This is a genomic window from Catenulispora subtropica (genome assembly GCF_039531675.1).
GTDB classification, from domain to species: Bacteria; Actinomycetota; Actinomycetes; order Streptomycetales; family Catenulisporaceae; genus Catenulispora; species Catenulispora subtropica.
Genome location: NZ_BAAAQM010000004.1, coordinates 139,542 through 162,868 on the forward strand (window position 1 = coordinate 139,542; position 23,327 = coordinate 162,868).

Below are 23,327 nucleotides of genomic sequence, written 5' to 3' on the forward strand. Positions count from 1 at the left end.
GTCACGAACCCGCCTGTCCGATGACGACCGTGTCTCCTTCGCGCAAGGCGTCGGGCTGTGTCGGTGTGACTTCGACGTTCCCGTCGGCGCTGGCGCCCGCGGTCACCGGGACTCTGCGCCTGCTCTGGCCGACTCCGACCACCGTGACCGAGCTCTGCCCGTCGGCTCCGGTGGAGATCGCCGAGACGGGGACGGCCAGGACCGCTGCCGACGTCGCGGCGTTCACAATGGTGACGCGCACGTCCTGGCCCGACCACCCGTCGGGGAGCGGGCCGTCCGGAGTGACGGTCATGGGGTAGCCGGGTGTCAGCCGCACCTGTGGCTGACGACCGCCGTCGCCGCTGGATGCCGGCACGGTTCCGTTCGATGGTGCGGAACCCTGTGCGGGAGGCACCGCCCCGGACTGTTGCGTCCCGGCGTTGTACGTACCGACCGTTGTCACCGTGCCGGTCGCGGTCTGGCCGTCTAAGCCCTCGGCGAGCAGCTGTACCTTCATGCCCGGCTTCACCATGGCGTTCTGGCCCGGCTGAAGCACCGACGAGATCATGAGGCTTCCGGAGTTCACCGTGAGCAACGGTGCGGCGACCGTGCTGCCCAGAGCGCCGTTGAACGCTTCAACGTGCAACGGAAACGTCGGCGCGAAGACGATCTCGGCAGCGGGGACCATCGGCCCGCCCGCGATCGCCGCCGTCTTGCCGCCCGCGTCGTCGGATCCTCCCGTGGTCGGTACCGGATAGCCCAGTCGGTTGTAGAACGCTGTCACCGCCGCCTTGGTACCTGTGCCGAATTGCCCCGGGGTATCGGGACCAGACGAGTACCCCAGTGCGGACAGCGCGTTCTGTAGCTGAGCGACATCGCCTCCCACGGCACCCGGCTTCAGGTCCCGGTACATCGGTACGGCGCCGGTCAGGGCCACCACCGGCTGGATGGAGCAGCGCCAGATCGACGCGGCGAACGCGGCCGGCGTCCCGGTGACCTTCTACTGGGGCAACGCCGAGTTCTACCAGTACCGCATCTGCGATGGCGATCCGCAGGGCATCAACGACCTTGTCGCCGCTCCTACCGGGCCTGGTGACTTCTCCTGCCCCGGCAGCCCTCTGCCTTGCCCCAGCATGGAGAGCTTCCACCCCAACAACACCGGCACCAAACGCTATGCCATCGCCTTCCAGAAGGCGTTGACTTTGGCAAACTACTGAAATACTGGCCCAGTTCTCCGGGTGGCATCGCGCGCTTCGCGGTGCCACCCGTGGGCCTTGGCAAGGAGAAGCGATGAAGAAGGCCCTGATCATCGTGGGCGGCCTGGCCGCCGTGACGGCGGCGATCTACCTCGTGTTGCTCGTCGTGGGTCTCGGCGAGCAGAACGACGCCGACACCAAGAACAAGGCGGCAGCGGACGCCGAGATCGTCGCCGCTGCGCACACGTACGCCGAACGGCTCAACGCCGCGCTTCGGACGTCTCCGCAGTCCTTCGAGAAAATGGCGGCTCTGGCGCCACAAGGGACATCGGTGACGGTCGGTGCGCGGTCGGCTCCTGGCGAGCTCACTCTTACCTTCGACGTCAGCAAGACCTACGCTGGTCCGGGTTTCGGTGGTGTGACAGCGCACTGCTATAGCGAGGTGCTCGTCACAGGCACTGTCGTGTCTCCGGCGAAGCTGACCGAGATTGCTTGCTCGCAAATGATGCCCGTGGTCGGGCTGGGCAAGGTTGTTACCGCCCCATAGCGGTTGCCATCGAGCATCTATGCGTCTATTCGGCAGTCTTTCTTGCTTTTGCCCCAATATTGATTCGGCGGCGTCCCGGAAGCCGTAGACATCTGTGCATGGGCTTCGCATGGCGGCTAGGGAGGCTGAAGTCCTGGAGAGACTTGCTGACATGCAGCCGATCGCGGCATGCCGTGTGGTCCCCAATGACCCCAGACGGGCACCGGCAGCCCGGTGACGACGCTGTCCCCGATGGTGGAATGCTGCTGGGCGATCGCGGATGCTGAGGCTCTCCGATCTCAACGACAACGTCGCCCGGCTACATTCAGACGATCGCCTCGCTCGGTCGAGATGTCGAACAGAATCAACCCACTGATGTGCACGGGCGTGCGCAAGGCGATCCTCGGAGCGGCGAAGCCGCCCCACGAGGCGTCGGGTAGAGGATCGACGTGCCGGGGCGTGGTGTGGGTGCGGCGCTTGCCCGTTCGGGTCGTTGGGTAAGGACGGGCTCCTGGCGGTGCGGAAGGTGTCGGATCCGCGTGTCGGGGCCAGGAGCCCGGTGGAGCTATCGTCTCTGATCCGCGTCGCGATTTCTTGCAAATACGAGAATTTCTTTAAGTTAGGTAGTCTCGTGGCTCCGGTCTGGCTGAGTGCGCAGAGTGTCTGCCTTGCTGGTCAGCGAGGCTAGGCGGGCTAGTCTCCCCAGACAGGCGTGGCACGGCCGGAGATCTCCAGGCGCACCACCCTCTGGTGTCATCGGGGAAAGGGCGACCTCGCGTCGCGGTGAGGGCACCGAATACTCCACCGCAGTGGTGGAGCTTCAATGAGGTTCACGGCTGCGAACTCCTGCACTTCGACGCCAAGGGCGCCGAAGTCGCGCACGTCACCGAGGAGGTTCTCGGTGGCTGACGCGCTGGGCCGCGTCGGCGAGCATCTCCTCCGAGACCTGCCACAGCCGGGTCGCCGCCTCGGGGTCTAGTGCGTACTCTGCGACTCCGTGCCGCGCGCTGAGTTCTCCACGGACCGCTTCGTTGCAGTCCTCGAAGTAGCGGCCGGTCGCGTCCTTCACCAGCGGGGAGGCGGCCAGAAGGACGGATGTCGCAGCGCCCTGCTCGGTGGTCTTCCACTTCAGCTGGGCGTCGCCTCCGACCTGAGCCCGCAGCCGGGCGAGCTCCTCGTCGGAGACGTACCGCTGGAGGTTGGTCTGGATCCCGCCGGGCATCAGGGCGTTCACCGTGATGCCGTCGGCGGCCCACCGCTTGGCGGCCTCGACGGCGAAGAGGATGTTGGCGGTCTTGGACTGGCCGTAGGCCGACCAGGGCTCGTAGGGCCGGTCACGGTAGTGGATGTCCTCGAAGACCACCGGTGAGCGGTGGTGGGCGCTGGAGCTGACCGCGACGACGCGGGCGTCGCCAGCCTGGGCCAGGGCCGGGTACAGGCCGGTGGCCAGGGCGAAGTGGCCCAGGTGGTTGGTCGCGAACTGGAGTTCCCAGCCCTGCGGGGTGTACGCCTCGGGTGAGGCCATCACGCCGGCGTTGTTGACCAGGATGTGCAAGGGTCCGTCCCACGCCGCGACGAACGCCGCGACCGAGTCCTGGTCGGCCAGGTCCAGCCGCTCGACGAACACGTCCTTGTTGCCGGTGGTCGCGGCGATGTCCTGAGAGGTCCGGGTTCCGGCGGCCGGGTCGCGGACCGCGAGGGTGACCTGCGCGCCGGCGTCGGCGAGCGCGCGTGCGGTCTCCACGCCGATGCCGGAGGCGCCGCCGGTGACGATCGCGCGGCGGCCGGTCAGATCGAGGCCGGCGACGACCTCGGCGGCCGTGGACTCGGCGCCGAAGGGGGTGGTGATGCGGGGCGGTGGGGTGGTCATGGTCGTTCCCGTCTCGCCGGAGCGGTGCTGGGCTGGGCCGCGGGGGAGCGCGGCCGGTACGATGGAAACCGGAGGGTTCTCCGGATAGCCTCCACGGTAAGCGGAGGATCCTCCGTTTTGCAACCGCACGCGTCCGGAAGAACGAAGGAGCACGTCCGTGACCGCGCCCGACTCTCGGCCGCTCCGCGCCGACGCGCGCCGCAACCGTGACCGCCTCGTCGAAGTCGCCGTCCAGGCCTTCTCCCACGACGGACCCGACGTTTCCCTCGACGCGATCGCCAAGCGGGCCGGCGTGGGCATCGGCACCCTCTACCGCCACTTCGCCACCCGCGAGGAACTCGTCGACGCGGCCTACCGCAGCGAACTGGCCAAACTCTGCGCCTCGACCGGCGAACTGCTGGCGACCCGGAAACCGGACGAAGCGCTGCGGGCCTGGATGAACGGCTTCGTCGACTACATGACCACCAAACGCGGCATGGCCGACGCGCTGCGCGCACTCGTCGCCTCAGGCGGCGACCCGTTCTCCCAGAGCCGCGCCATGCTGACCGCGGCTCTCGCGGAACTGCTCGAAGCCGGAGCGGCCGCCGGCCTCCTGGCGCCCGGCATCGACCCCGAAGACGTGCTGTTCAGCTTGAGCGGACTGTCGATGGCCACTGCGGCTCCGGGGCAGCAGGCTCGGGTGGGGCGTCTGCTCGATCTGCTGATGAAGGGGCTCCGTTACCGATAGACATCCATCCCGATCGAGCTGTCCCGCCACCAAGCGGTGAAGACGCCCGCAGATCGTCCAACCGCGATCGCGACCTGCCCCGGTCCCGGCTCGGGGACCGGGATCCCCACCTCGCGGACGGTCTCGGGACCACCTGGCTCGGTGATGTCTCCTTCCATGATGGCAGCGTGCTGATCGACGGCTGTCCCAGGAAGATGCCGGTCAGCCGGTTTGCGATTTGCCGGCCTGCCGGGCGGTGGCGGGCGGGTGGCATCGGAGCCTTTCACCGGCAAGGATCGCCGGGCGAGAGCTGCGGGGCAGACCGCTGTTCTCCAGTTCGGATGACCTTCTGACGCCATTCGGTGGTCAGCGGTCAGCTTGCCTCGGTACGGTAACCGGAAACGGTATCCGGGCAGTATCTGACCGGCGTTGCCTGGAGCGGGGGGGACAAAGATGACGACGGTGCGGCTGGCCTTCATGCGGCGATTCCCGGAAATGTTCACTGGCGGGTTGCTGCTGGGGGTGGCCGCGATATTTGTGCTCGTGTTCAACGGCGCCGACTTCGCTGGTTGGCTGCTCGGCGCGGCGTGTGTGGTGGTCTTGGCCGCAGCGGTGCCGTACGCCTACTGGCTCCGGGCCGATGACCAGGGGCTGATCTTGGTACGGCTGCTGATATGGCGCAGGATCCCTTGGCGGGCCGTCCAGGGTCTCGAGCTGAGGTTCCACCGGGAGTCCAACGGCTACAAATATATGGCCCTTCACATACGCCTCAAGGCTTTGCCCGCCACCCGGCCCAGCGTCGCGAGGCGTCTCCGCCCCGGCCCTCTGGTCGGCAGGCTCGCTGTCACCCGCGAGTACCTCCCGCGTGGTACCGAACCGCGGGCACTGGCCGACCTGTTCGCCCTGTTCGGTGACCGCGGCGTGCCGATCAACGAGCACGAATACGTGAACGCGGTCCTGGCCGCGCACGGCCGTCCCGGGCTCCCAGCCTCGACTGCCTGACGCGGGCAGGGTAGTGCCCCAACCTCGACGGCCCTCCGCGCGGGCGGACCGGTGTCGGCGCGCCTCGCCCTGGGCGCGGCCTCGTGGCGGGCGCGTCTCTACGGCCGTGCTGCGGTCGGCCCCTGCCAGGAGGTCACAGGTAGCGTGCCGACGGTCAGATCTCTGCCCGAAGGGCGTCGACTCTCTCTTCCGCCACGCGACACGGCCGCTCGGGTGATTCCTGTGATGCCCGGATCAATCGCCTCCGCCTCCGGAGGCCGACTTTCTCATCCAGGCGAATCCTGGGCTGGTGACCACCGCTTCCACTACGACGGCCCGTCGAGCAGCGCCGCGCTCCACCGTGGCGTTGAAAGCCGCGATGGCGGTCACCGGCCTGATCATGATCCTTTTCCTTGTGGTCCACATGTACGGCAACCTCAAGTTGTTCTACGGCCAGGCGGCTTTCGACAACTACGCACGCCATTTGCGCACAGTCGGCGAGCCGTTTCTTCCGTTCTCAGGGGCGCTGTGGATCATCCGGGTGATCCTGCTGCTGAGCGTACTGACCCATATCGCCGCCGCCCTGACCCTGTGGGCACGCTCTCGCCGGGCTACTGAGGGACGGGGCGGATGGCGCTACGAGAGTGGCAAGGCGCGGCGCGGTGTGCAGCGCAGCTACTCCTCGTTCACGATGCGCTGGGGAGGGGTGACCATTGCGCTGTTCGTGGTCTATCACCTGCTGCATTTGTCGACGGACACGATCCACCCGGGCGGGGCCTCGTCGAGCCCCTACGTGAGGACCGTGAACGGGTTCGAGATCTGGTGGGTCGTGCTCAGCTACACCGCTGCCCTGATCGCGCTCGGGCTCCACCTCCGGCACGGGTTCTGGGCCGCCTTCGCGACGCTGGGGGCGAACACCTCCGTGCACCGTCGGCGGGTCCTGAACGCCTGGGCGATCGTGGTGGCGGCCGTGATCACGGTCGGCTTTCTCGTTCCGCCATGGACGGTGCTGTTCGGAGGGATCGACTAGGGTGAGCGACACTGCAGCCGCCTCGGTGCCAGCCCTCTTCACCGTGGGGACGCCGATCGCCGACACCAAGACGCCGTCCGGCCCGATCGAGGAGCGCTGGGATGCCCGGCGGTTCGATGCCCGACTGGTCAACCCGGCCAACCGACGCGCCCTGTCGGTGATCGTGGTCGGCACCGGTCTGGCGGGCGGTTCCGCGGCCGCGACGCTGGGCGAGGCGGGCTACCGGGTCGAGGTGTTCTGTTTCCAAGACTCGCCTCGCCGCGCGCACAGCATCGCGGCGCAGGGCGGCATCAACGCCGCGAAGAACTATCGCAACGACGGCGACAGCGCGATGCGGTTGTTCTACGACACCGTCAAGGGTGGCGACTTCCGCGCGCGGGAGTCCAACGTCTACCGGCTCGCCCAGGTCAGCGTGGACATCATCGACCAATGCGTGGCCCAGGGCGTCCCGTTCGCGCGGGAGTACGGCGGGCTTCTGGACAACCGCTCCTTCGGCGGCGTCCAAGTCTCCCGGACCTTCTACGCCCGCGGCCAGACGGGCCAGCAACTGCTGCTCGGCGCGTATCAAGCGTTGGAGCGGCAGGTCGGGGCCGGAACGGTGTCGGTGCACGCCCGACACGAGATGCTCGACGTGATCATCGCCGACGGCCGCGCCCGGGGCGTGGTGGTGCGCAACCTGGTCACCGGAGAAGTCTCGGCCCATTTCGCGGACGCAGTGGTACTCGCCACCGGTGGCTACAGCAACGCCTTCTACCTGTCCACCAACGCTGTCGGCTGCAACGCCACCGCGATTTGGCGCGCCCACCGCCGAGGCGCGCTGTTCGCCAACCCGTGTTTCACCCAGATCCACCCCACCTGTATCCCGGTCAGCGGCGAGCACCAGTCCAAGCTGACGCTGATGAGCGAGTCGCTTCGCAACGACGGTCGCATCTGGGTGCCCGCGCGCGCGGGTGACAGCCGGCTCCCGAGCGAGATCCCCAAAACAGAACGGGACTACTTCCTGGAGCGGCGTTATCCCGCCTTCGGCAATCTTGTGCCGCGCGATGTGGCCTCGCGTGCGGCGAAGAACGTCTGCGACCGGGGGTTCGGAGTCGGCCCGGGCGGGCTCGGCGTCTATCTCGACTTTGCTGATGCCATTGCCCGTCTCGGTCGGTCCGTAATTGAGGAACGCTACGGAAATCTGTTCGACATGTACCAGCAGATCACCGCCGAAGACCCCTACCGGGCCCCGATGCGGATCTATCCGGCTGTGCACTACACGATGGGCGGGCTATGGGTCGACTACGACCTGCAGAGTACGATCCCGGGCCTGTTCGTCATCGGCGAGGCCAACTTCTCCGACCACGGGGCCAACCGCCTCGGGGCGAGCGCCCTGATGCAGGGGCTCGCCGACGGCTACTTCGTCCTGCCGACCACACTGGCCCACTACCTGTCCGTCGGCCCGTTCGAAAAGCTCGATGAGCGCCACCCCGCGGCCCGGGAAGCGCTCGCCGCCGTGCAGGACAGGATCAGCCGTCTGCTGGGCATCAAGGGACGCCGCTCTCCTGTCTTCTTCCACAAGCAACTGGGTGCGCTGCTTTGGGACCACTGCGGCATGGAGCGCACCCGTGAAGGCTTGCTGACCGCTCTCGGCGCCATTCGCACGCTGCGGGACGAGTTCTGGTCCGACGTCAAGGTCGCCGGCGGCACCCAGGAACTGAACCAGGCGCTGGAGCGAGCGGGCCGGGTGGCCGACTTCCTCGAGCTCGGCGAGCTGATGTGCATCGACGCCCTGCACCGCGACGAGTCGTGCGGATGCCACTTCCGCGCCGAGCACCAAACCCAGGACGGCGAGGCCCTGCGCGACGACAAGGACTTCGCCTACGTCGCCGCTTGGGAACGTTCCGGCGAGGCCGGCCCGCCGATCCTGCACAAGGAGAAGCTGACCTTCAAATACGTGGAGCTGAAGGCGAGGAGCTACACGTGAACGTCACCCTGCGCATTTGGCGGCAGGAGAGTCCAGTGCAACCTGGGCGCATGATCCCCTACCAGGTCGAGGACATCTCCCCCGACATGTCGTTCCTCGAGGTGCTGGACGTCCTGAACGAACGGCTCACCGTGGCCGGCGAAGACCCGGTCGCGTTCGACAGCGACTGCCGCGAGGGCATCTGCGGCATGTGCGGCCTGGTGATCGACGGTGTCGCGCACGGGCCGCAGGCGCTGGTCACCACCTGCCAGCTCCACATGCGCAGCTTCGCCGACGGCGCGGTGATCGACGTCGAGCCGTGGCGTGCGGGCCCCTTCCCCATCGTCAAGGACTTGGTTGTCGACCGCGGTTCCCTCGACCGGATCATCGAGGCCGGCGGCTACATCAGCATCCCGACCGGCTCCGCCCCCGAGGCGCACAGCATCCTGGTGCCGAAAGACGACGCCGATGCGGCGTTCGACGCGGCGACCTGCATCGGATGCGGTGCGTGCGTGGCGGCCTGCCCCAACGGCTCAGCGGCACTCTTCCTCGGCGCGAAGATCACCCACCTCGGCCTGCTGCCACAGGGCCAGCCCGAACGGCGCTCACGCGTACTCGGCATGGTTACCCGCCACGACGAGGAGGGCTTCGGCGGATGCACGCAGATCGGCGAATGCACCGCCGTGTGCCCCAAGGGCATCCAATTGGACGTCATCTCGCGCTATCACCGCGACATGCTCTCCGCCCTGCTCCATAGCGGCTGATCTGTGTCGCCCTCCACAGCTGCGGCCGGCTGCAAGAAACCTGCGGGCACGCGGGAAGAGCATCGAGGTCGGTCGTGATCCCGAGCGCGGAGGTGCGTTCCAGAGCCGATGATGGACTGGGCCAAACTTCCAGGGCCCGGCAAGGCGACACTTTGTCGGGTGGCTGGACGGTGCATATCACTCGCCGCACGTGTGGCATCGTGCCCCCCCCACGAGGCGACGCTCGTTTCTACTATACAAGATGGTCTAAAATGGGTGGCATGGTAGGCGAGCGGTCCTTGAGCGATCCGGCGCCGGCGGCGGCACTCGGCGAGAGCCGTGCACGAGTGCTGGAGCTGTTGCGTACAGCAGCGCAGCCGCTGGGAGTGCAGGACATCGCCGAACAGACTGGACTGCACCCGAACACCGCGCGTTTCCATCTCGACGGGCTTGTTGAAGACGGGTATGCACAACGCGACACGGAGGATCGGGACCAGCCAGGCCGTCCACGCACCGTCTACCAGGCCGTGCCCGGCGACGCGGCAGCCGGGCTGCGCAGCTACCGCCTGCTCGCCGAGATCCTCACGACCTTGGTCGCCGAAAACGTGCCGCGACCCGAACAACTCGCGCGCGAGGCGGGCCATGCCTGGGGTGGATATCTGACCGAGCGCCCGGCACCGTACGAGCGGCTGAACCCGCCCGCGGCGACCCGGCGGCTGGTCGGCATCCTCTCCGAGATCGGGTTCGCGCCCCAGGCCCAGGCCCGGGACGATCAGTCTCCAGGCGATGCCGACGGCGTCCGGATCGAACTCAGACACTGCCCGTTCCGTGAAGTCGCCGAGCATCACCGGAACGTGGTGTGCTCGCTGCACCTGGGCCTGATGCAAGGCGCGCTCGATGTAATGCGCGCTCCGCTGCAGGCCGACCGGCTCGACCCCTTCGTCGAGCCGAGCCTGTGCATGGCGCACCTGAGCCCTTCGAACCGTAACCACGGCGAAGACACGCAGGCCCCTGCCAGCGAAGCAGATCCGGATGCCATAGGTGGCACGTAGGCAGCCGCCCATGAAGCCGCTCGACCAGACCGATCAGCTCGGTGTGCTCGCCGGTCAGCGTGCGCACCAGGTCGCTACCGCGTGCCTGGGTGATCGCTGCCTGGTAGAGGGTGCCTTCCTCGGCCTTGGCATGAGGCAGGATCTCGGACTCCAGGTAGGCGAGAAGGTCAGTCAGAGAAGACTCGGAACCGGCAGCGGCCGCACTGGGGTCGGGGCGGGTTGCCCGGCCAGCCAAACGACCGCATCCTGCCCGGCATGGAGTGCGCCGCGCTCGTCGATCAGGACCGGCAGGTCCGGCCGATCCAGCGCACGCCACTGCTCACGCCAGGTGCGGATGCGTCGGTAGGCGATCGTGGTGAGCGGGCCTCCGTCCGGGGCGATGGTGCCGCCCGATCGGCGGACGGCTCTCCACAGGTCCGGATCGCGGTTCACCGGCAGGGGGAGGTCGCTGCTGCTGTAAGGGCCGATGGGCACGCGCGGGTACGTGATGTCGGTGATGATCCGGCGTACCTCGTATGCGCTGCTCAGGTGCCGGTTCTCGATCCAGATCGCTCGCAGGAGGTGCCGGCGGAGTTCGTCGTGGACGCCGTCGGTGACCGCTTCGGCGTAGGCGGCGGTGGCGGCTTGGGTGTTGGAGATGATCTGTGGCAGGGCGTCCGGCAGCCTGTCCCGACCCTCTGGAACGGGCAGTCGTGCGGCCTCGACGAGCTCGTGAAGCAGTGCGGGCGGGGCGGCAGCGTTCGGGACGCCGAGATGCGACAGGCTCGGGAGGTGTTCGACCGCGCGCCAGTCGGTTTCGATGCCTTCGGCCCGGCGCCGGTCGGCCCAGAGCCCGGCCAGGTAACACAGAGGGCTGTTGAAATCCGCATAAACGATCGTCTTCAGTTTCATGGCATGCTCTTCTCGCTCTTTGTGGGTCTGCGCATCGGTGGCGATGCCGGCACTGGTTCAACCTCACGCGGGGCTTGTCACCTGGCAGCCGAGTCGCGCTTCGAGTTCGGTGACCAGGGCGAGCACCTCGGTGGCGGCATGAGCGGGGAGCGCGGGCAGCAGGACGGTGCGCTCGATCGCGAGGTGCGCGGCCAGCAGAGCGTCGATCGATTCGGCCAGTGAGGTGACGATGGGTGCCTCGTCGGCGTTCGGCAGCGCGTCGAGGTGCCGGCGCAGAACGGCGGCACTGGTGCGCAGGGCGAGGATGAGCAGGCGTGTCTCCGGCTCGCCGGCCGCGGACACGTAGAGCCGCTGGTCGCAGGTATCCAGGTAGTCGCGCAGCGGGCCGTCGCAGAACTGCGCCAGGGCGGCCTGGACTCGTTCCCGGGCTTGGGGGCCGAGATCCAGCTGTGTCAGCAGCGCGACCTTTGGGCGAAGCGTGCCGGTGAGGCACTGGTGGACCTGCTGCAGCGGGTTGTGCGCCTGCGTGAGAGGAGTCATCTCGGTTCCCTCGATGCAGGCCTCCAGGGTGTTCGTCATGGCGTTCCACCTTCGCTCTCGCTGCCGAGACCGTAATTTCTACTAGCCTCCTTGTATTTACTATAGGAGCTCGGGCACCGCCTCGGAAGAGGACCCTCGGCCGTACCCGGTCAGGGACTTTCGACCCTGCTCGAGGGGAGATGTCGGCTGCTAGGCTTCGATAGTTCTCACAATGTGGATTGTGTAAACTCGATCGAGGAGGATGCGGTGGCTGAGCCCATGCCCGGCGCGCCGGCAGGCGTCGGTGCACAAACGCCCGGATACCGGCGTCTGCCGTTGGTCGACTCGACCTCACCGCGGCCGCGCCGCCGTCGGCACATGGTGGCCGCCGCACTGGTGACGGGTTACCTGCTCGCAGCAGTGGTGGTGATCGTGGCCCAGCGAGCCGTCCCGGTTCCGCAGTGGCTGGCGCTGCACCTGCTGCTGCTCGGAGCCGCCACCAACGCGGTGTTCGTCTGGAGCCGTCACTTCACACAGGCCCTGCTGCACGCCAGGCCCGGTTCGGAGAATGCCGCTCACACGCGTCTGGGCGTCCTGAACGCCGGGGTCGTGTCAGTCCTGGCCGGCGTCGCGGCCGCCTGGACGCCACTGGCGATCGCCGGCGCGACGCTGGTCGCCGCAGCGGTGATCGCGCATGTCATGAGCCTGATCGCGATGGCTCGCGGTGCCACTATGGCAGGCCGCCTACGGATCACTGTGCGTTTCTATGTGGCTGGTGGGTTCGCGCTTGCCTTGGGCGCGAGCCTCGGTGCGCTGCTCGCATCCCATGCGGCCCACTCTGATTCCTGGGAGCGGGCAGTGGTGCTCACACACGCCCACCTGAACGTGCTCGGCTGGCTCGGACTGAGTGTGATCGGCACCCAGTTCATGCTCTGGCCCGCGGTCCTGCGCACCCGGATGGTCGATGACGCGCCCGCAGTCGCCAGAAGGGTCCTCACGGGAGCAGTCGCCGGCCTGGCCGTCGCTGTCGCATCCCTACTGCTCAGCCCCGAACTCGGTGCCGCGCACTGGACGGCCGCGGCCGGGATGGCGCTCTACGCGGGTTCGGTGACCTATTCCTTGAAGCCTGCCCTCAGCGAGGTGCGTACCGGCCGACCACGCTCGGCGCCCGCGTTCGCGCTGCTGGCCGGCAACCTGTGGCTGATCGCCGCGCTCGGTATCGACGTAGTGGGGTTGGCGTTCGGGACCGACACCGCCGATTCACTGCTGGACCACGTCTTGGTCCCGGTACTCGGTATCGGTGTGGTGGTGCAGATCCTGACCGGAGCACTCAGCTTCCTGCTTCCGGTGACGGTCGGCGGCGGCCCGGCCGGCAACCGGAGAATGAGTGCCGTCCTTGCTTACGGCTGGCCGGTCCGGGCAGTGCTGGGCAATGCCGGGGTGATGATCCTCGCCGCCGCCAGCGGCCAGGCGTGGCGCGTGGCCGGGTGGATCGGTGTGCTGGCGGGCTTCGGCTCCTTCCCGCTGCTCATCGCCGCTGCGCTGGTCGCAGCGCGCAAGCCGTCATCGCAAGCCGCAGGTGGCGAAGCGATGGCGCGGCGGACACCGGGACTGAATGCCCGCAGCGCACGGTGACTGGCTGCGCGGGCCGGAACCGCTATCCGTACCGCGGCCTTAGCTGAGCTTCTCGGCCAGCACGGCCGCCTGGCTGTGCTCCAGGTCGCGAGACGCGGTCAACAGCAGCAGCGGCTTGGCGTGAGCGAGCTCGCGCAACTCGCCGAACGCCTCCGCCCGCTCCGGCTCGTCCAGCTCGGCGCTGTACCGGCGCCGGAACTCGTCGAACTTCTCCGGATCGTGGCCGTACCACGTGCGAAGCTTCGGGGACGGCGCCACGTCCTTGGCCCACTGGTCCAGGTGCGCCGCTTCCTTCTTCAGCCCGCGCGGCCATATCCGGTCCACCAGCACCCGCATCCCGTCCTTCGCGGGAGTGTCGTCGTACACGCGGCCGATCTTGACTTTCGGTTTCATCGAAACTCCTCCTTCCGCCTCCTTGTCTTCTTCGGGACGGCCGTCGCCCCGGCGTGCGGCAACGCGCCGGTCAGGTCTCTTCCACCGCGTGGAGGGCGAGTGTGGAGTGGGCGTAGGCGCCGTTGGCGAACACCGCTCGGCTGAAGTCGTCGAACGCCTCGTGGACCTGCGGCGCGAGTTCTCAAGGCATCGCGTGACACCTCCCCGCCCACTCCGGTGGGGGCCGACGAGCCTGAAACACTGCACACGGACTGCGCCTTCGCCCCGCGTCCTCGCCCTGTCGCCGCCATGGTCGTGAGCATGCTCCGCACGGCTTGCGAGATGCCTGCGGCGAAGACGGCCCGGCGAGGCTCGCCGAGGTCAGGCGGTGGCCAGCTCGGCCAGGCGGGGTACCAAGGCAAGGTAGCCGCTGGCCCGGGCCGCTGTCAGGGCGTCCTCGGCCATGCCCGGCGCGCCCGCCTCGCCACGGGCATGCGCCAGCTCGACGCGCGCCCACCGCGCCTCATGCCGGGCCAGTGGAGCGCCGTGTTCAAGCGCCGAAGCGGTCATCTCGTCGGCCTCGGCCAAGCGTCCCTGACCGATCCGGATCAGGCCGAGCCGCGCCGAGGCCCAGGTGGCGAACAGCGCGTTGTCCGGCGCCGCCGACCGCGAACGCTCGAAGGCGGACTCCGCGCCGGCCAGGTCGCCAGCCGTCTGCCGAGCGATCCCGAGGCCACGCAACGCCGCCGCGCTCCACTCCGCATGCCCGATCCGTTCGGCGATTTCCACCGCGGCCTGTGCGTTCTCGCTCGCCTCATCCGGGCGGTCCAGCGCGGACAGCGCCTCACTGCGGTGCCACAGGCAACCGCAGCGCAGCACGGGATGACCGACCGCCCGCGCACGGCTGAGCGCCTGGTCGATCTCGGTCAGTCCGTCCGCCGGTCGCGCAGCGAACACCAGAGCGTGCCCGCGGGCCGCCTGAGGATCCCACCAGCGCAGCAGTTCCTCCGGTGTGACGGGGAGACCGGCCAGATCGCCCAGCTCGGTGATCGCCTCGGGCAACCGGCCGGCGATCAGCTGCGCCATGCCGCGCCAGTACAGCAGCCGCGCCGCTCCGTCCGGATCCGCGGCCTGCTCGAGCAGCAGGCTGGCCTGCTTGAAGCGCCGCCGGGAACGATTCTGCCGCTCCAAGGTCAGGTCCACGATCGCCCCGGCTGCGAGGGACTGGCCGAGCGCGGCCGGATCACGGCCCGCCTCGGCGATGGCGAGGGATATCAACTCGTCCCCGCGCGCCGCGTCCCGCGACCGGGCCTCGAGGATCCCCAGCCGGGCCAGGATCCTGGAGCGCTCAGTGCCTCGAGCCACCTGCGTAAGCGCCCCCTGCAAATCGGTGCGCGCAGCGTCCAGCTCGCCGAGCCGCCGATGGGCCTCGCCACGGATCTTGAGTAGCGACACGCGCGTCTCGCCTCGCTCGCACACCGTCAGCCCCTGGTGCGCCAGGCGTAGCGCCTCGTGGTCAGCGAGGCGGTCCAGTTGGCGTTCGGACGCTTCGGCGAAGGCGCGCGCCGCGGCCTGCCGGTCTCCGCCGGCAGCCAGGTGTGCGGCGACCTCGGCGGGATCGCCTGCGTTGGCGACCAGCGCATCGGCCAGCAGTAGGTGCAGCCGGGCCCGACGTACCGGGTCGATGGCGCGGGTGACCACACGCGCGACCGGACCGGGAGTGATCACGTAGGTCTTGTGCTCGCGGAGTGCCAGGCCGGACCGGCATAGCACGTCGAGCGCGTCAAGGATCTCGCGCTGGCCGGCGTCCGCGGCCGATGCCAGAACGTTGGCTGTGGTGTGCCGTGCGAGCAGGGCAAGCAGCGCAAGGGTCTCGCGTTGACGGTCCGGCAAGCCGGCGATGCGCGCCGCGACCTCGAAGTGCGAGTCGCTGTAACCGACGGTGCCCAGCGCCACCGCGGTGTCGCGGCGCGCGGGCCTCGGACGGATCTGGTCGCACAGTACTCGTCGCCGCAGCTGCAGCGCCTCGGCCGAGGGCTCGACGCCGAGCTCATCGCTCAGCCGTGCGGCAAAGCCGTCGAACCGGCTCAAGGCTCCCGCCCGATCGCCGGCCGCGGCCAGAGCGCGGACCGTGAGCAACGCCGCGGCCTCACGCAACGGCTCCTGCTCGCACGCCTGCTGGGCCCACTCCAGCGCCACCACCGGATCGCCGGTCTCCAGCGCGGCCGTCGCCGCCCCCTCCAGTACCTCCAGGTGCACCCGCCACAGATGCCGGCGGTGCTCCTGCGCCCAGTCCTCATACGCGTCCTCGGCCAGCGGCTCACCGCCCCACAGCGCCAGGGCCCGGCGAAACACCGCCAATGCCCGGCCCGGGTCACGGCCCGCCGAGGCGTGCGCGGACGCGGCCGCGCTCAGGAAATCCTCGACATCGACGGAGCACCGCCGGTCCCCGACCAGGCTGTACCCGCCTGGGCCGGTCGCCACCAGCGCCCGGTCGCCCAGCGCCCGGCGGATCCGGCTGACGAGTACTTCGACGTTGCCTGGCGCGTCGGCCGGTGGCTGCTTGGGCCACAGCGCCTCTACGATCACGTCCTTGGACAGCAGAGTGCCGCGGCGCAGCGCGAGCATGCGCAGCAGCCGCGCCGCCAGCCGGCCGCCGAACTCGCGCGCCGGGAGCTCGACGTCACCGTGCCGTGTTGCGAACCGACCGAGCATCTGGATGCGGACCGGCACTGCTTGTACCGAGCCGTCCCCATCCGGTGTCGTGTTCATCGCACTGTGGCTCCCACCTCGGCGTCACCGACCTCGGGCAACGCCGTGTTCCCCGCATCCAATGGTAGAAACCCCGCAGGGACTCGGCGCAACCGCAGGCTAACGCTGCAGGTAGAGCAGACGGCCGGGTCTTTAGTTCCTTGGTTTCGTCGTCGATGGTCCCTACCCGGCATTGCGGGCGCATCCACTCGGGACGGCTCAGCTCTTGGGCCAGGGCCACAGCCCTGCGGCCCGCATACATTCCTTGGCTTCGGCGAGCAATGTCCCCGCCTCCGGATGCTCGGCCAGCACCGCAGTCCGCCAGCGATCTGCGGACACGCCTTTGCCCGCCGCGTTGACCGCTCGCACTGCCAGCGCCTTCACCCGAGGTGAACACGAGGCGTTCTCCAGCCACTCGACCATCGCCGGATCTCCGGGCTCCGGCAGTCGGGCCCAGTCCAGATCGTCGCTCATGCCGAATCGCCTTCCGTGGTTGAGAAGGATGGAAGCCACCAGCCCCATGCTCGCTCTGGGGACCTGCAGGTTCCTTGCAGTAAGGCCGTGTACCGCTTCGTGCGCCGCGATCCGATGGCCAACCTGGGAGCCGTGACGAAGGCTGCAGGAAAACCGCAAGCCGTCGACGTCACGATGACTGTCAGGCCGGCATTGATCACCGGCAGGGCGATCATCGCGATCATCCCGATGAGGAACGCGAGCGACGATCAGGCCGGTAGCGACCCGTGAGCGGAGAAGACAGATGTCCCTCGACAGCTTCGGCACCCGCGACACCCTCACCGCGGCGGACACCACCTATGCAATCCACCGCCTCGACCGGATCGAGGGCGCCGACCGTCTGCCGTATAGCCTGAAGGTGTTGCTGGAGAACCTCCTGCGCAACGAAGACGGGCGCGTGGTCACCGCTGAGCAGATCCAAGCACTCGCCGCCTGGGATCCGGCCGCCGAACCTGCCGCGGAGATCCAGTTCACCCCGGCCCGGGTACTCATGCAGGACTTCACCGGCGTGCCTTGCCTGGTCGACTTGGCCGCGATGCGTGAGGCGATCCGCGACCTCGGCGGCGACCCGACGAGGATCAACCCGCTGCGTCCCGTCGAGCTGGTCATCGACCACTCCGTGATCGCCGACCACTACGGCCGGCCCGATGCGCTGGAGCTCAACGTCGAGCTCGAATTCCACCGAAACCAAGAGCGCTACCAGTTCCTGCGCTGGGGCCAGAAGGCCTTCCAGGGACTGCGGGTCGTGCCACCCAGCACCGGCATCGTGCACCAGATCAACATCGAACACCTCGCGCGGGTCGTGTTCACCGACGACGGCTCGGCCTACCCGGACACGCTGGTCGGCACCGACTCGCACACCACGATGGTCAACGGCCTGGGCGTCCTGGGCTGGGGCGTCGGCGGCATCGAGGCCGAGGCCGCGATGCTCGGCCAGCCGATGAGCATGCTCATCCCGCAGGTGATCGGCGTACGGCTGACCGGTCGCCTGCCAGAGGGCACCACCGCCACCGACCTGGTACTCACCGTCGCCGAACTGCTGCGCGCCCAGGGCGTGGTCGGCACCTTCGTGGAGTTCCACGGCCCGGCGGTCGAGCAGATCCCGCTCGCCGACCGCGCCACCCTCGGCAACATGAGCCCCGAGTACGGCTGCACCAGCGCCGTCTTCCCCATCGACGCCGAAACCCTCACCTACCTGGCCATGACCGGCCGGACCCCCGAGCACCTGGCGCTGATCGAGGCGTATGCCAAGGAACAGGGCCTGTGGCACGACCCGGACCACCAGTGCGCCTACACCCGCGTCATCGAACTCGACCTGTCCACCATCACCCCCTCGATCGCCGGACCGAAGCGTCCGCAGGACCGCATCCCACTGGCGAAAGCACCCGAGGCCTTTCACGCCGCCCTGCGCGGCCTGCTGCCGATCGCCGGCGCGGTCGGCCTCGACGAGAGCGGCGCGGAGTCCTTCCCCGCCTCCGACCCGATCGCGGTAAGCGGCAACCACCAAGGCGACCGCCCCCGGCCGATACCGGCGAACACGCGCAACAACGCACCCCCGAGCAAGCCCGTCCTCATCCACCTGGACGGCGGCGAGAGCGCCGAACTCGACCACGGCGCCGTCGTGATCGCCGCCATCACCAGCTGCACCAACACCTCCAACCCGCGCGTCATGCTCGGCGCCGCCCTGCTGGCGCGTAACGCGGTCGAACGAGGACTGCGCTCCAAGCCGTGGGTGAAAACCACCCTCGCCCCCGGCTCCAGGGTCGTCACCGGCTACTTCGACCGCGCCGGACTCACCCCCTACCTGAACGAACTCGGATTCGACCTTGTCGGCTACGGATGCACCACCTGCATCGGAAACTCCGGCCCCCTGCCCGAACCTGTCTCCCAGGCGATCAGCGAAGCCGACCTCGCCGTGTGCTCGGTCCTGTCGGGCAACCGCAACTTCGAAGGCCGTATCCACCCCCAGAGCAAACTCAACTACCTCGCCTCACCACCGCTGGTCGTCGCCTACGCTCTCGCCGGCACCATGGACATCGACCTGACCCACGACCCGCTCGGCACCGACAGCGACGGAAACCCGGTATACCTGCGCGAGATCTGGCCCAACGCGCAGGAGGTCGACGAGCTCATCGCCACCTGCCTGAACCCGGGCATCTTCGAACACGACTACGCCGACGTCCTCGACGGCGACGCACGCTGGCAGGCCTTGGCCGTCCCGAGCGGCGACACCTTCACCTGGGACCCCGAATCCACCTACGTACGCCGGCCCCCCTACTTCGACGCCCTCCCGGCAGAGCCCCAAGCGCTGCGCGACATCACCGGCGCCCGGGTGCTGGCCCTGCTCGGGGATTCGGTGACCACCGACCACATCTCGCCCGCCGGCGCGATCAAGCGCGACTCCCCAGCCGGCACCTACCTGCGCGAGCACGGCATCGCCCCGCGCGACTTCAACTCCTACGGCTCCCGCCGCGGCAACCACGAAGTGATGATCCGCGGCACCTTCGCCAACATCCGGCTGCACAACCTGCTCGCCCCCGCCACCGAAGGCGGCGTCACCCGCCACCTGCCCGACGGCGAGCGCATGACCATCTACGACGCCGCACAACGCTACGCCGCGGACAACGTGCCGCTGCTGGTCATCGCAGGGAAGGAATACGGGTCCGGTTCCTCGCGCGACTGGGCAGCCAAGGGCACGGCCCTGCTCGGAGTCAAGGCCGTCATCGCCGCATCCTACGAACGCATCCACCGCTCCAACCTCATCGGCATGGGCGTCCTGCCCCTCGAATTCCCGCACGGCCACGACGCCTACACCCTCGGTCTCACCGGCGAGGAGAGATACACCATCAGCGGCTTCACCGACGTTGCGAGCCCTCCGGCACACGCCAAGGTCACCGCCGCCGCCCCAGACGGCTCCACGATCGAGTTCGACGCCCGCGTACGCATCGACACCCCCGGCGAAGCCGACTACTACCGCCACGGCGGCATCATGCCCTACATGCTGCGCCGACTCGCGGCGCCGGACCAGTGACATCCGAGGCGACGTTGCCGAACCCTGATACATCGCAGGAACAGCTGCACGGACCGTGCCTGTTCACGTTCGGCCACGGACTCGCCGATCGCACTCAAATAGCTGGGCTGCTGCATGGCTCACATATCCGCGCGGTCGTCGACGTCAGGACCGCCCCCGGCAGCCGCCGCAACCCCGACGCCTCCCGCCAAGCCCTCACCCACTGGCTACCCGAACACGACATCTCCTACCGATGGGAGCCCCGCCTCGGCGGCTTCCGCAAGACGGCGCCGGACTCACCCGACACCTTCTGGGAGAACGAATCCTTCCGCGGCTACGCCGGATACACCCGACAGCCGCAGTTCCTTCAAGCCATGAACGAACTGCTCGACCAGGCTGCAACAACCCCGACCGCCGTCATGTGCGCGGAAACACTGTGGTGGCGCTGCCACCGGCGCATCATCGCCGACTACGCCGTGCTCATCCAACACACCCGCGTCCAGCACCTCGGCCACGACGGACACCTGACCGAGCACCAACCGACCGCGGGCGCACGAGTACGCGCCGACGGCCTACTCATCTACGACCGCTGACGCCCGCCGCACACCGCGACAACCAGATCAGAGCACGCTGCCAGCAAGGGCATACGGATGAGATGAACACAATCTCTTTGGCAGCTCAGCGCACAACTCTGGAGAACCGGCCCCGCGAGGCGGGACGCCCGAGCCGCGCCCGCGAACCGGACGATCGACGTCTGGCCACGCCTCCCCCCAGGTCTTGGCATGCGGCGGCCTCAGGACACACCCGGATTCGTCCTCGAAGAGGATCCACGCCCCTGAAGCCGCGGCTGCCTTTCCGCGGCCGGCCACACCTCTTTCTTCCACAATTCGATCGCGGACAGCCGGACGTGCTCGCGGAACTCACGCTGCCTGGCGGTCAGGCTCCCACCCTGCGGATACCTCACACTCATGACGTACCGCAGGGATCAATACCTGTCAGTACACGACGGTAGCGTAACGGTCGACCTAATTAGGTAGGGATAGACGGTCAGAGCAACCAAGTTTGAAGGGAGATCCGTCATGGCCGAGTTCGCTGTGCTGATCTACGCCAGCGACGCACCTCATTCGCCTACAGCGACGGCGGAGGATCTCGAGGAATGCGACCAGCATGCGGATGAGTTGACGAACAGCGGCTCCATGGTCATGGCGTACGCGCTGATGCCGCCGGACATGGCGACCTCGATTCGCGGCAGCGGAATCACCGATGGCCCGTTCCATGACGCCAAGGAGGCAATCGCCGGCTTCTACGTGATCGAGGCACCGGACCTGGACACGGCTATTGCGATCGCGCGCACCAACCCTGCTGTTCGCGACGGCGGCGGCGTCGAGGTCCGGCCGGTACACAGCGGCGGCTTCATCGAACGTACGGACCAGCCCGCCGCATAGACGGGCGGCTGACATCCATCGTCCCGACGGGTTGGCCGTTCATCGGGGCGATGCAATGTCATGCGCGATCTTCGCTCGACACGACTGGGGCGCCGCGGGCGACTCCGCCCGCGGTGGCCGTGAGGCCCGCAACCCTGCGGATAGCCCGCACTCATGATGTACCGCAGAGATCAAGACCTGTCAGCACACGACATCACGCATTCAAAGTCAGTAGCACATGCCGAGCAAGCGCGGCATCGAGGACGAGCCGGTTGGCAGCGCCTCGCGGCCATGATGACGATCTCTCTGCAGGCCGAGGAGTGGGCGCTCTCTTCCCGGCGCTGGGCTTACGTGTTGAAACGTGACCGAACTGAACGTCAGGCGATCATGTGCGTCGCGGTCGGGCTGACAGGATTTGAACCTGTGACCCCTTGGCCCCCAGGTCCATGTGGTTACCGTTTCTGCACGTCACCCACAGTATCCCTCCTCGGATGACCCGGCATGGCGAGTGTCCAGCTGCAGGTCGCTCATGATCGTGTATCGCGTGGGGCCCCCAAGCGGCCCCCAAGTCCTCGCGCGACGTGTTTGCGCTCGGAGGGGAGTTCTGTTGAGGAGGTGGTCATCGGCTCCTGGTTCAGGGACGGCGGTGGCATCCGGGCCCTGAGATCGGCGTCTGACGAGCTGGTCGTGCGGCGTCGGCGCCTGGTGTACGAGCTGGTGGTCGCCAACGCGGACGGCGACTTCCTCGTCGAGCAACAGGCGTACTACCAGTGCGGTGAGGACGGTCGCATCACCTGGATGCGCATGCTGTGCGCGGGGTACCAGGCTGCCGACGTCTGAGCGAGTCCGAGTGCCCGCGGCAGACCCCGACACGCAAGCTATCGAGGCTCCGGATTGGCGTCGAGCAACGCCGCTCCGAGCGAAGTCGTGGCATGCAGCACCCGCCGACCGTCGCGCACCGTGGTGATCAGCCCGGCCTCGCGCAGCGTGGCGGCGTGCACCGAAGCGGTGGGAGCGCTGACCCGCATCCGGAACGCCAGATCCCCGGTGGTGCACCCCTCGGCGATGTGCCGCAACGCGGCAGCACGGCCCCGCCCGAGAAGCCCCACCAACGCGTCCTCGGCCGCCGGGCGGACCGGAGCTCCGGTGGCGGCCGTATAGCCGAACAACGACTTCTGCCGCGGGCCGACCACCGGCACGACCTTGCCGCTGAGGAACAGTGTCGGCGCGAGCAGAAAGCCTCGCCCGTTAAGGAGGCAGTCGGTCTCTCCGGGCTCGCACGGCAAGGTCAGCGTCAACGCCGCGGGGTCCCGCCAGCCGGGATGGATGCCGAGGAGCGTCTCGCCGAGGCCGACTGAGCCGAGCATGGCGCGGCGCCGCGCGACGTCGTCGTGCAGCCGCCGCTGCATGTCCGGCCAGTCGGCGGCCATGCAGGCTTTGAACAACGCGTGCGCCGAGTCGGCCAGCCGCGTTATGGCCCGGTCGTCCTCGCTGAGGGCCTGGACGGCGCGCGGTATCGGCCCGAGCTCCGCATAGGTCTCCAGCTCCAGCTCCAGCCGAGAATCGTCGTAGGCCCGCATCATGTCGAGCTCTTCGTCGATCGAGACCGGCCGGCGGTGCTCGGGCAGCGCCACCGGCGGGGCGAGCGCCTCGGGAACGTACCAGGGGCTGGAGTTCGCCAACGCCAGAAACGGCTGCGCGGCCGCGGGCACATGGCCCCGTACCGAGCGCCACCACCGCCGCGCGGCCAGCGGCGAGGTCGCGGCGTCCGGATACCGGCTTCCGACGAGCAGGTGCAGCATCGGCGAAACCGTGAATCCGATCGAGGTCAGATCACTGACACCGAACCGGTAAGTCACCTGCACGGTAGCACCCCTGATCAATGTCCTGCGGCCGCCCCGCCGCCCCCCATGACTGGGCAGGAGCCTAGGCGTTCCAGCCACCGCGCGTCAGCTGGTTTTCCCCCGGCCGAGCCGCACTGTTAGGCCTCGTCCTAAATGATGGCGAGCGGCTGACCTCCTGTATCACTATTTCCGCGGGCCCGTCAGGCGATCACGAACCTGGCGGGACAGTCATGATCCGACACCGCTCCTCACGTTCCAGCCCCGGTCCGGCGTGCTCATCGGGCGAGCCCGGGTCGCCGTCCCCGCCTGTCGTCCACGGAACGACCGCCACTGGTAACCG

The 23,327-nt window shown here is 68.4% G+C and carries 22 protein-coding genes and 1 pseudogene; 14 read left to right on the forward strand and 9 right to left on the reverse strand.

Translation table 11 applies throughout. The annotated features are described in order from the left end of the window. Window position 1: 1 nt before the first annotated feature. Window positions 2–892, reverse strand: coding sequence for a peptidoglycan-binding protein (locus tag ABD466_RS05655; protein ID WP_344655950.1), 891 nt, complete (start codon window positions 890–892; stop codon window positions 2–4). Between the two features lie 34 nt (window positions 893–926). Here ABD466_RS05655 and ABD466_RS05660 point away from each other — a divergent pair, with 34 nt between their 5' ends. Both ABD466_RS05660 and ABD466_RS05665 read left to right on the forward strand, forming a co-directional pair. After that, window positions 927–1,196 (forward strand): hypothetical protein, encoded by a 270-nt coding sequence (locus tag ABD466_RS05660; protein WP_344655854.1) that lies wholly within the window; start codon window positions 927–929, stop codon window positions 1,194–1,196. Between the two features lie 73 nt (window positions 1,197–1,269). Beyond that, complete coding sequence (locus ABD466_RS05665) at window positions 1,270–1,722, forward strand: hypothetical protein (protein ID WP_344655855.1); 453 nt, start codon at window positions 1,270–1,272, stop codon at window positions 1,720–1,722. Window positions 1,723–2,584: 862 nt separating this feature from the next. Here ABD466_RS05665 and ABD466_RS05670 read toward each other — a convergent pair. Then, window positions 2,585–3,571, reverse strand: coding sequence for an SDR family NAD(P)-dependent oxidoreductase (locus ABD466_RS05670; RefSeq protein WP_344655856.1), 987 nt, complete (start codon window positions 3,569–3,571; stop codon window positions 2,585–2,587). A 157-nt stretch (window positions 3,572–3,728) separates the two neighbouring features. Here ABD466_RS05670 and ABD466_RS05675 point away from each other — a divergent pair, with 157 nt between their 5' ends. The 6 genes from ABD466_RS05675 (at window position 3,729) to ABD466_RS05700 (ending at window position 10,028) form a co-directional block, all read left to right on the forward strand. Further along, window positions 3,729–4,298 (forward strand): TetR/AcrR family transcriptional regulator, encoded by a 570-nt coding sequence (locus ABD466_RS05675; protein WP_344655857.1) that lies wholly within the window; start codon window positions 3,729–3,731, stop codon window positions 4,296–4,298. 432 nt (window positions 4,299–4,730) lie between these two features. Next, window positions 4,731–5,279 (forward strand): hypothetical protein, encoded by a 549-nt coding sequence (locus ABD466_RS05680; RefSeq protein WP_344655858.1) that lies wholly within the window; start codon window positions 4,731–4,733, stop codon window positions 5,277–5,279. Between the two features lie 289 nt (window positions 5,280–5,568). After that, entirely contained in the window at window positions 5,569–6,288 is a 720-nt protein-coding gene (locus tag ABD466_RS05685) for a succinate dehydrogenase cytochrome b subunit (protein ID WP_344655859.1), read from the forward strand. 1 nt (window position 6,289) lies between these two features. Then, complete coding sequence (locus tag ABD466_RS05690; RefSeq protein WP_425558551.1) at window positions 6,290–8,254, forward strand: fumarate reductase/succinate dehydrogenase flavoprotein subunit; 1,965 nt, start codon at window positions 6,290–6,292, stop codon at window positions 8,252–8,254. Continuing rightward, window positions 8,251–8,997 (forward strand): succinate dehydrogenase/fumarate reductase iron-sulfur subunit, encoded by a 747-nt coding sequence (locus tag ABD466_RS05695; protein WP_344655860.1) that lies wholly within the window; start codon window positions 8,251–8,253, stop codon window positions 8,995–8,997. Before ABD466_RS05690 ends, ABD466_RS05695 begins: the two co-directional genes overlap by 4 nt. Window positions 8,998–9,257: 260 nt before the next feature. Then, window positions 9,258–10,028, forward strand: coding sequence for a helix-turn-helix transcriptional regulator (locus ABD466_RS05700; RefSeq protein WP_344655861.1), 771 nt, complete (start codon window positions 9,258–9,260; stop codon window positions 10,026–10,028). Between the two features lie 61 nt (window positions 10,029–10,089). Here the strand turns inward: ABD466_RS05700 and ABD466_RS44380 are convergent. The 3 genes and pseudogenes from ABD466_RS44380 to ABD466_RS05710 form a co-directional block, all read right to left on the reverse strand. Beyond that, window positions 10,090–10,263: pseudogene (locus ABD466_RS44380) on the reverse strand (hypothetical protein); the annotation flags it as partial. Beyond that, on the reverse strand, window positions 10,200–10,919 hold the full coding sequence (locus ABD466_RS05705) for a thioredoxin domain-containing protein (protein WP_344655862.1): 720 nt from the start codon (window positions 10,917–10,919) through the stop codon (window positions 10,200–10,202). The gene ABD466_RS05705 and the pseudogene ABD466_RS44380, both read right to left, overlap by 64 nt. Window positions 10,920–10,982: 63 nt before the next feature. Then, window positions 10,983–11,498, reverse strand: coding sequence for a hypothetical protein (locus ABD466_RS05710; protein ID WP_344655863.1), 516 nt, complete (start codon window positions 11,496–11,498; stop codon window positions 10,983–10,985). 207 nt (window positions 11,499–11,705) lie between these two features. Here ABD466_RS05710 and ABD466_RS05715 point away from each other — a divergent pair, with 207 nt between their 5' ends. Further along, window positions 11,706–13,073: a hypothetical protein gene (locus tag ABD466_RS05715; RefSeq protein ID WP_344655864.1), complete on the forward strand. Its 1,368-nt coding sequence runs from the start codon at window positions 11,706–11,708 to the stop codon at window positions 13,071–13,073. A gap of 39 nt (window positions 13,074–13,112) precedes the next feature. Here the strand turns inward: ABD466_RS05715 and ABD466_RS05720 are convergent, their stop codons facing one another. The 3 genes from ABD466_RS05720 to ABD466_RS05730 all read right to left on the reverse strand — a co-directional run bounded on the left by ABD466_RS05720 (window position 13,113) and on the right by ABD466_RS05730 (window position 16,670). Further along, entirely contained in the window at window positions 13,113–13,466 is a 354-nt protein-coding gene (locus ABD466_RS05720; protein ID WP_344655865.1) for a DUF488 domain-containing protein, read from the reverse strand. A gap of 360 nt (window positions 13,467–13,826) precedes the next feature. Further along, window positions 13,827–16,217: a BTAD domain-containing putative transcriptional regulator gene (locus ABD466_RS05725; RefSeq protein ID WP_344655866.1), complete on the reverse strand. Its 2,391-nt coding sequence runs from the start codon at window positions 16,215–16,217 to the stop codon at window positions 13,827–13,829. Between the two features lie 198 nt (window positions 16,218–16,415). Next, complete coding sequence (locus tag ABD466_RS05730; RefSeq protein ID WP_344655867.1) at window positions 16,416–16,670, reverse strand: hypothetical protein; 255 nt, start codon at window positions 16,668–16,670, stop codon at window positions 16,416–16,418. A gap of 87 nt (window positions 16,671–16,757) precedes the next feature. On the opposite strand from ABD466_RS05730, the gene ABD466_RS05735 reads away from it, so the two are divergent. From ABD466_RS05735 to ABD466_RS05755, 5 genes are all read left to right on the forward strand, one after another. Further along, window positions 16,758–16,940, forward strand: a complete 183-nt coding sequence (locus ABD466_RS05735; protein WP_344655868.1) for a hypothetical protein — start codon at window positions 16,758–16,760, stop codon at window positions 16,938–16,940. 13 nt (window positions 16,941–16,953) lie between these two features. Beyond that, entirely contained in the window at window positions 16,954–19,740 is a 2,787-nt protein-coding gene (gene acnA / locus ABD466_RS05740; RefSeq protein WP_344655869.1) for an aconitate hydratase, read from the forward strand. 14 nt (window positions 19,741–19,754) lie between these two features. Continuing rightward, complete coding sequence (locus ABD466_RS05745; protein WP_425558555.1) at window positions 19,755–20,312, forward strand: DUF488 domain-containing protein; 558 nt, start codon at window positions 19,755–19,757, stop codon at window positions 20,310–20,312. Window positions 20,313–20,798: 486 nt separating this feature from the next. Then, entirely contained in the window at window positions 20,799–21,164 is a 366-nt protein-coding gene (locus ABD466_RS05750; RefSeq protein ID WP_344655870.1) for a YciI family protein, read from the forward strand. Between the two features lie 666 nt (window positions 21,165–21,830). Continuing rightward, on the forward strand, window positions 21,831–21,983 hold the full coding sequence (locus ABD466_RS05755; RefSeq protein WP_344655871.1) for a hypothetical protein: 153 nt from the start codon (window positions 21,831–21,833) through the stop codon (window positions 21,981–21,983). A 38-nt stretch (window positions 21,984–22,021) separates the two neighbouring features. On the opposite strand, the gene ABD466_RS05760 is transcribed toward ABD466_RS05755, so the two are convergent. Next, a complete protein-coding gene (locus tag ABD466_RS05760; RefSeq protein WP_344655872.1) occupies window positions 22,022–23,008 on the reverse strand; it encodes an ArsR/SmtB family transcription factor in 987 nt (328 codons plus the stop codon). Window positions 23,009–23,327: the final 319 nt, after the last annotated feature.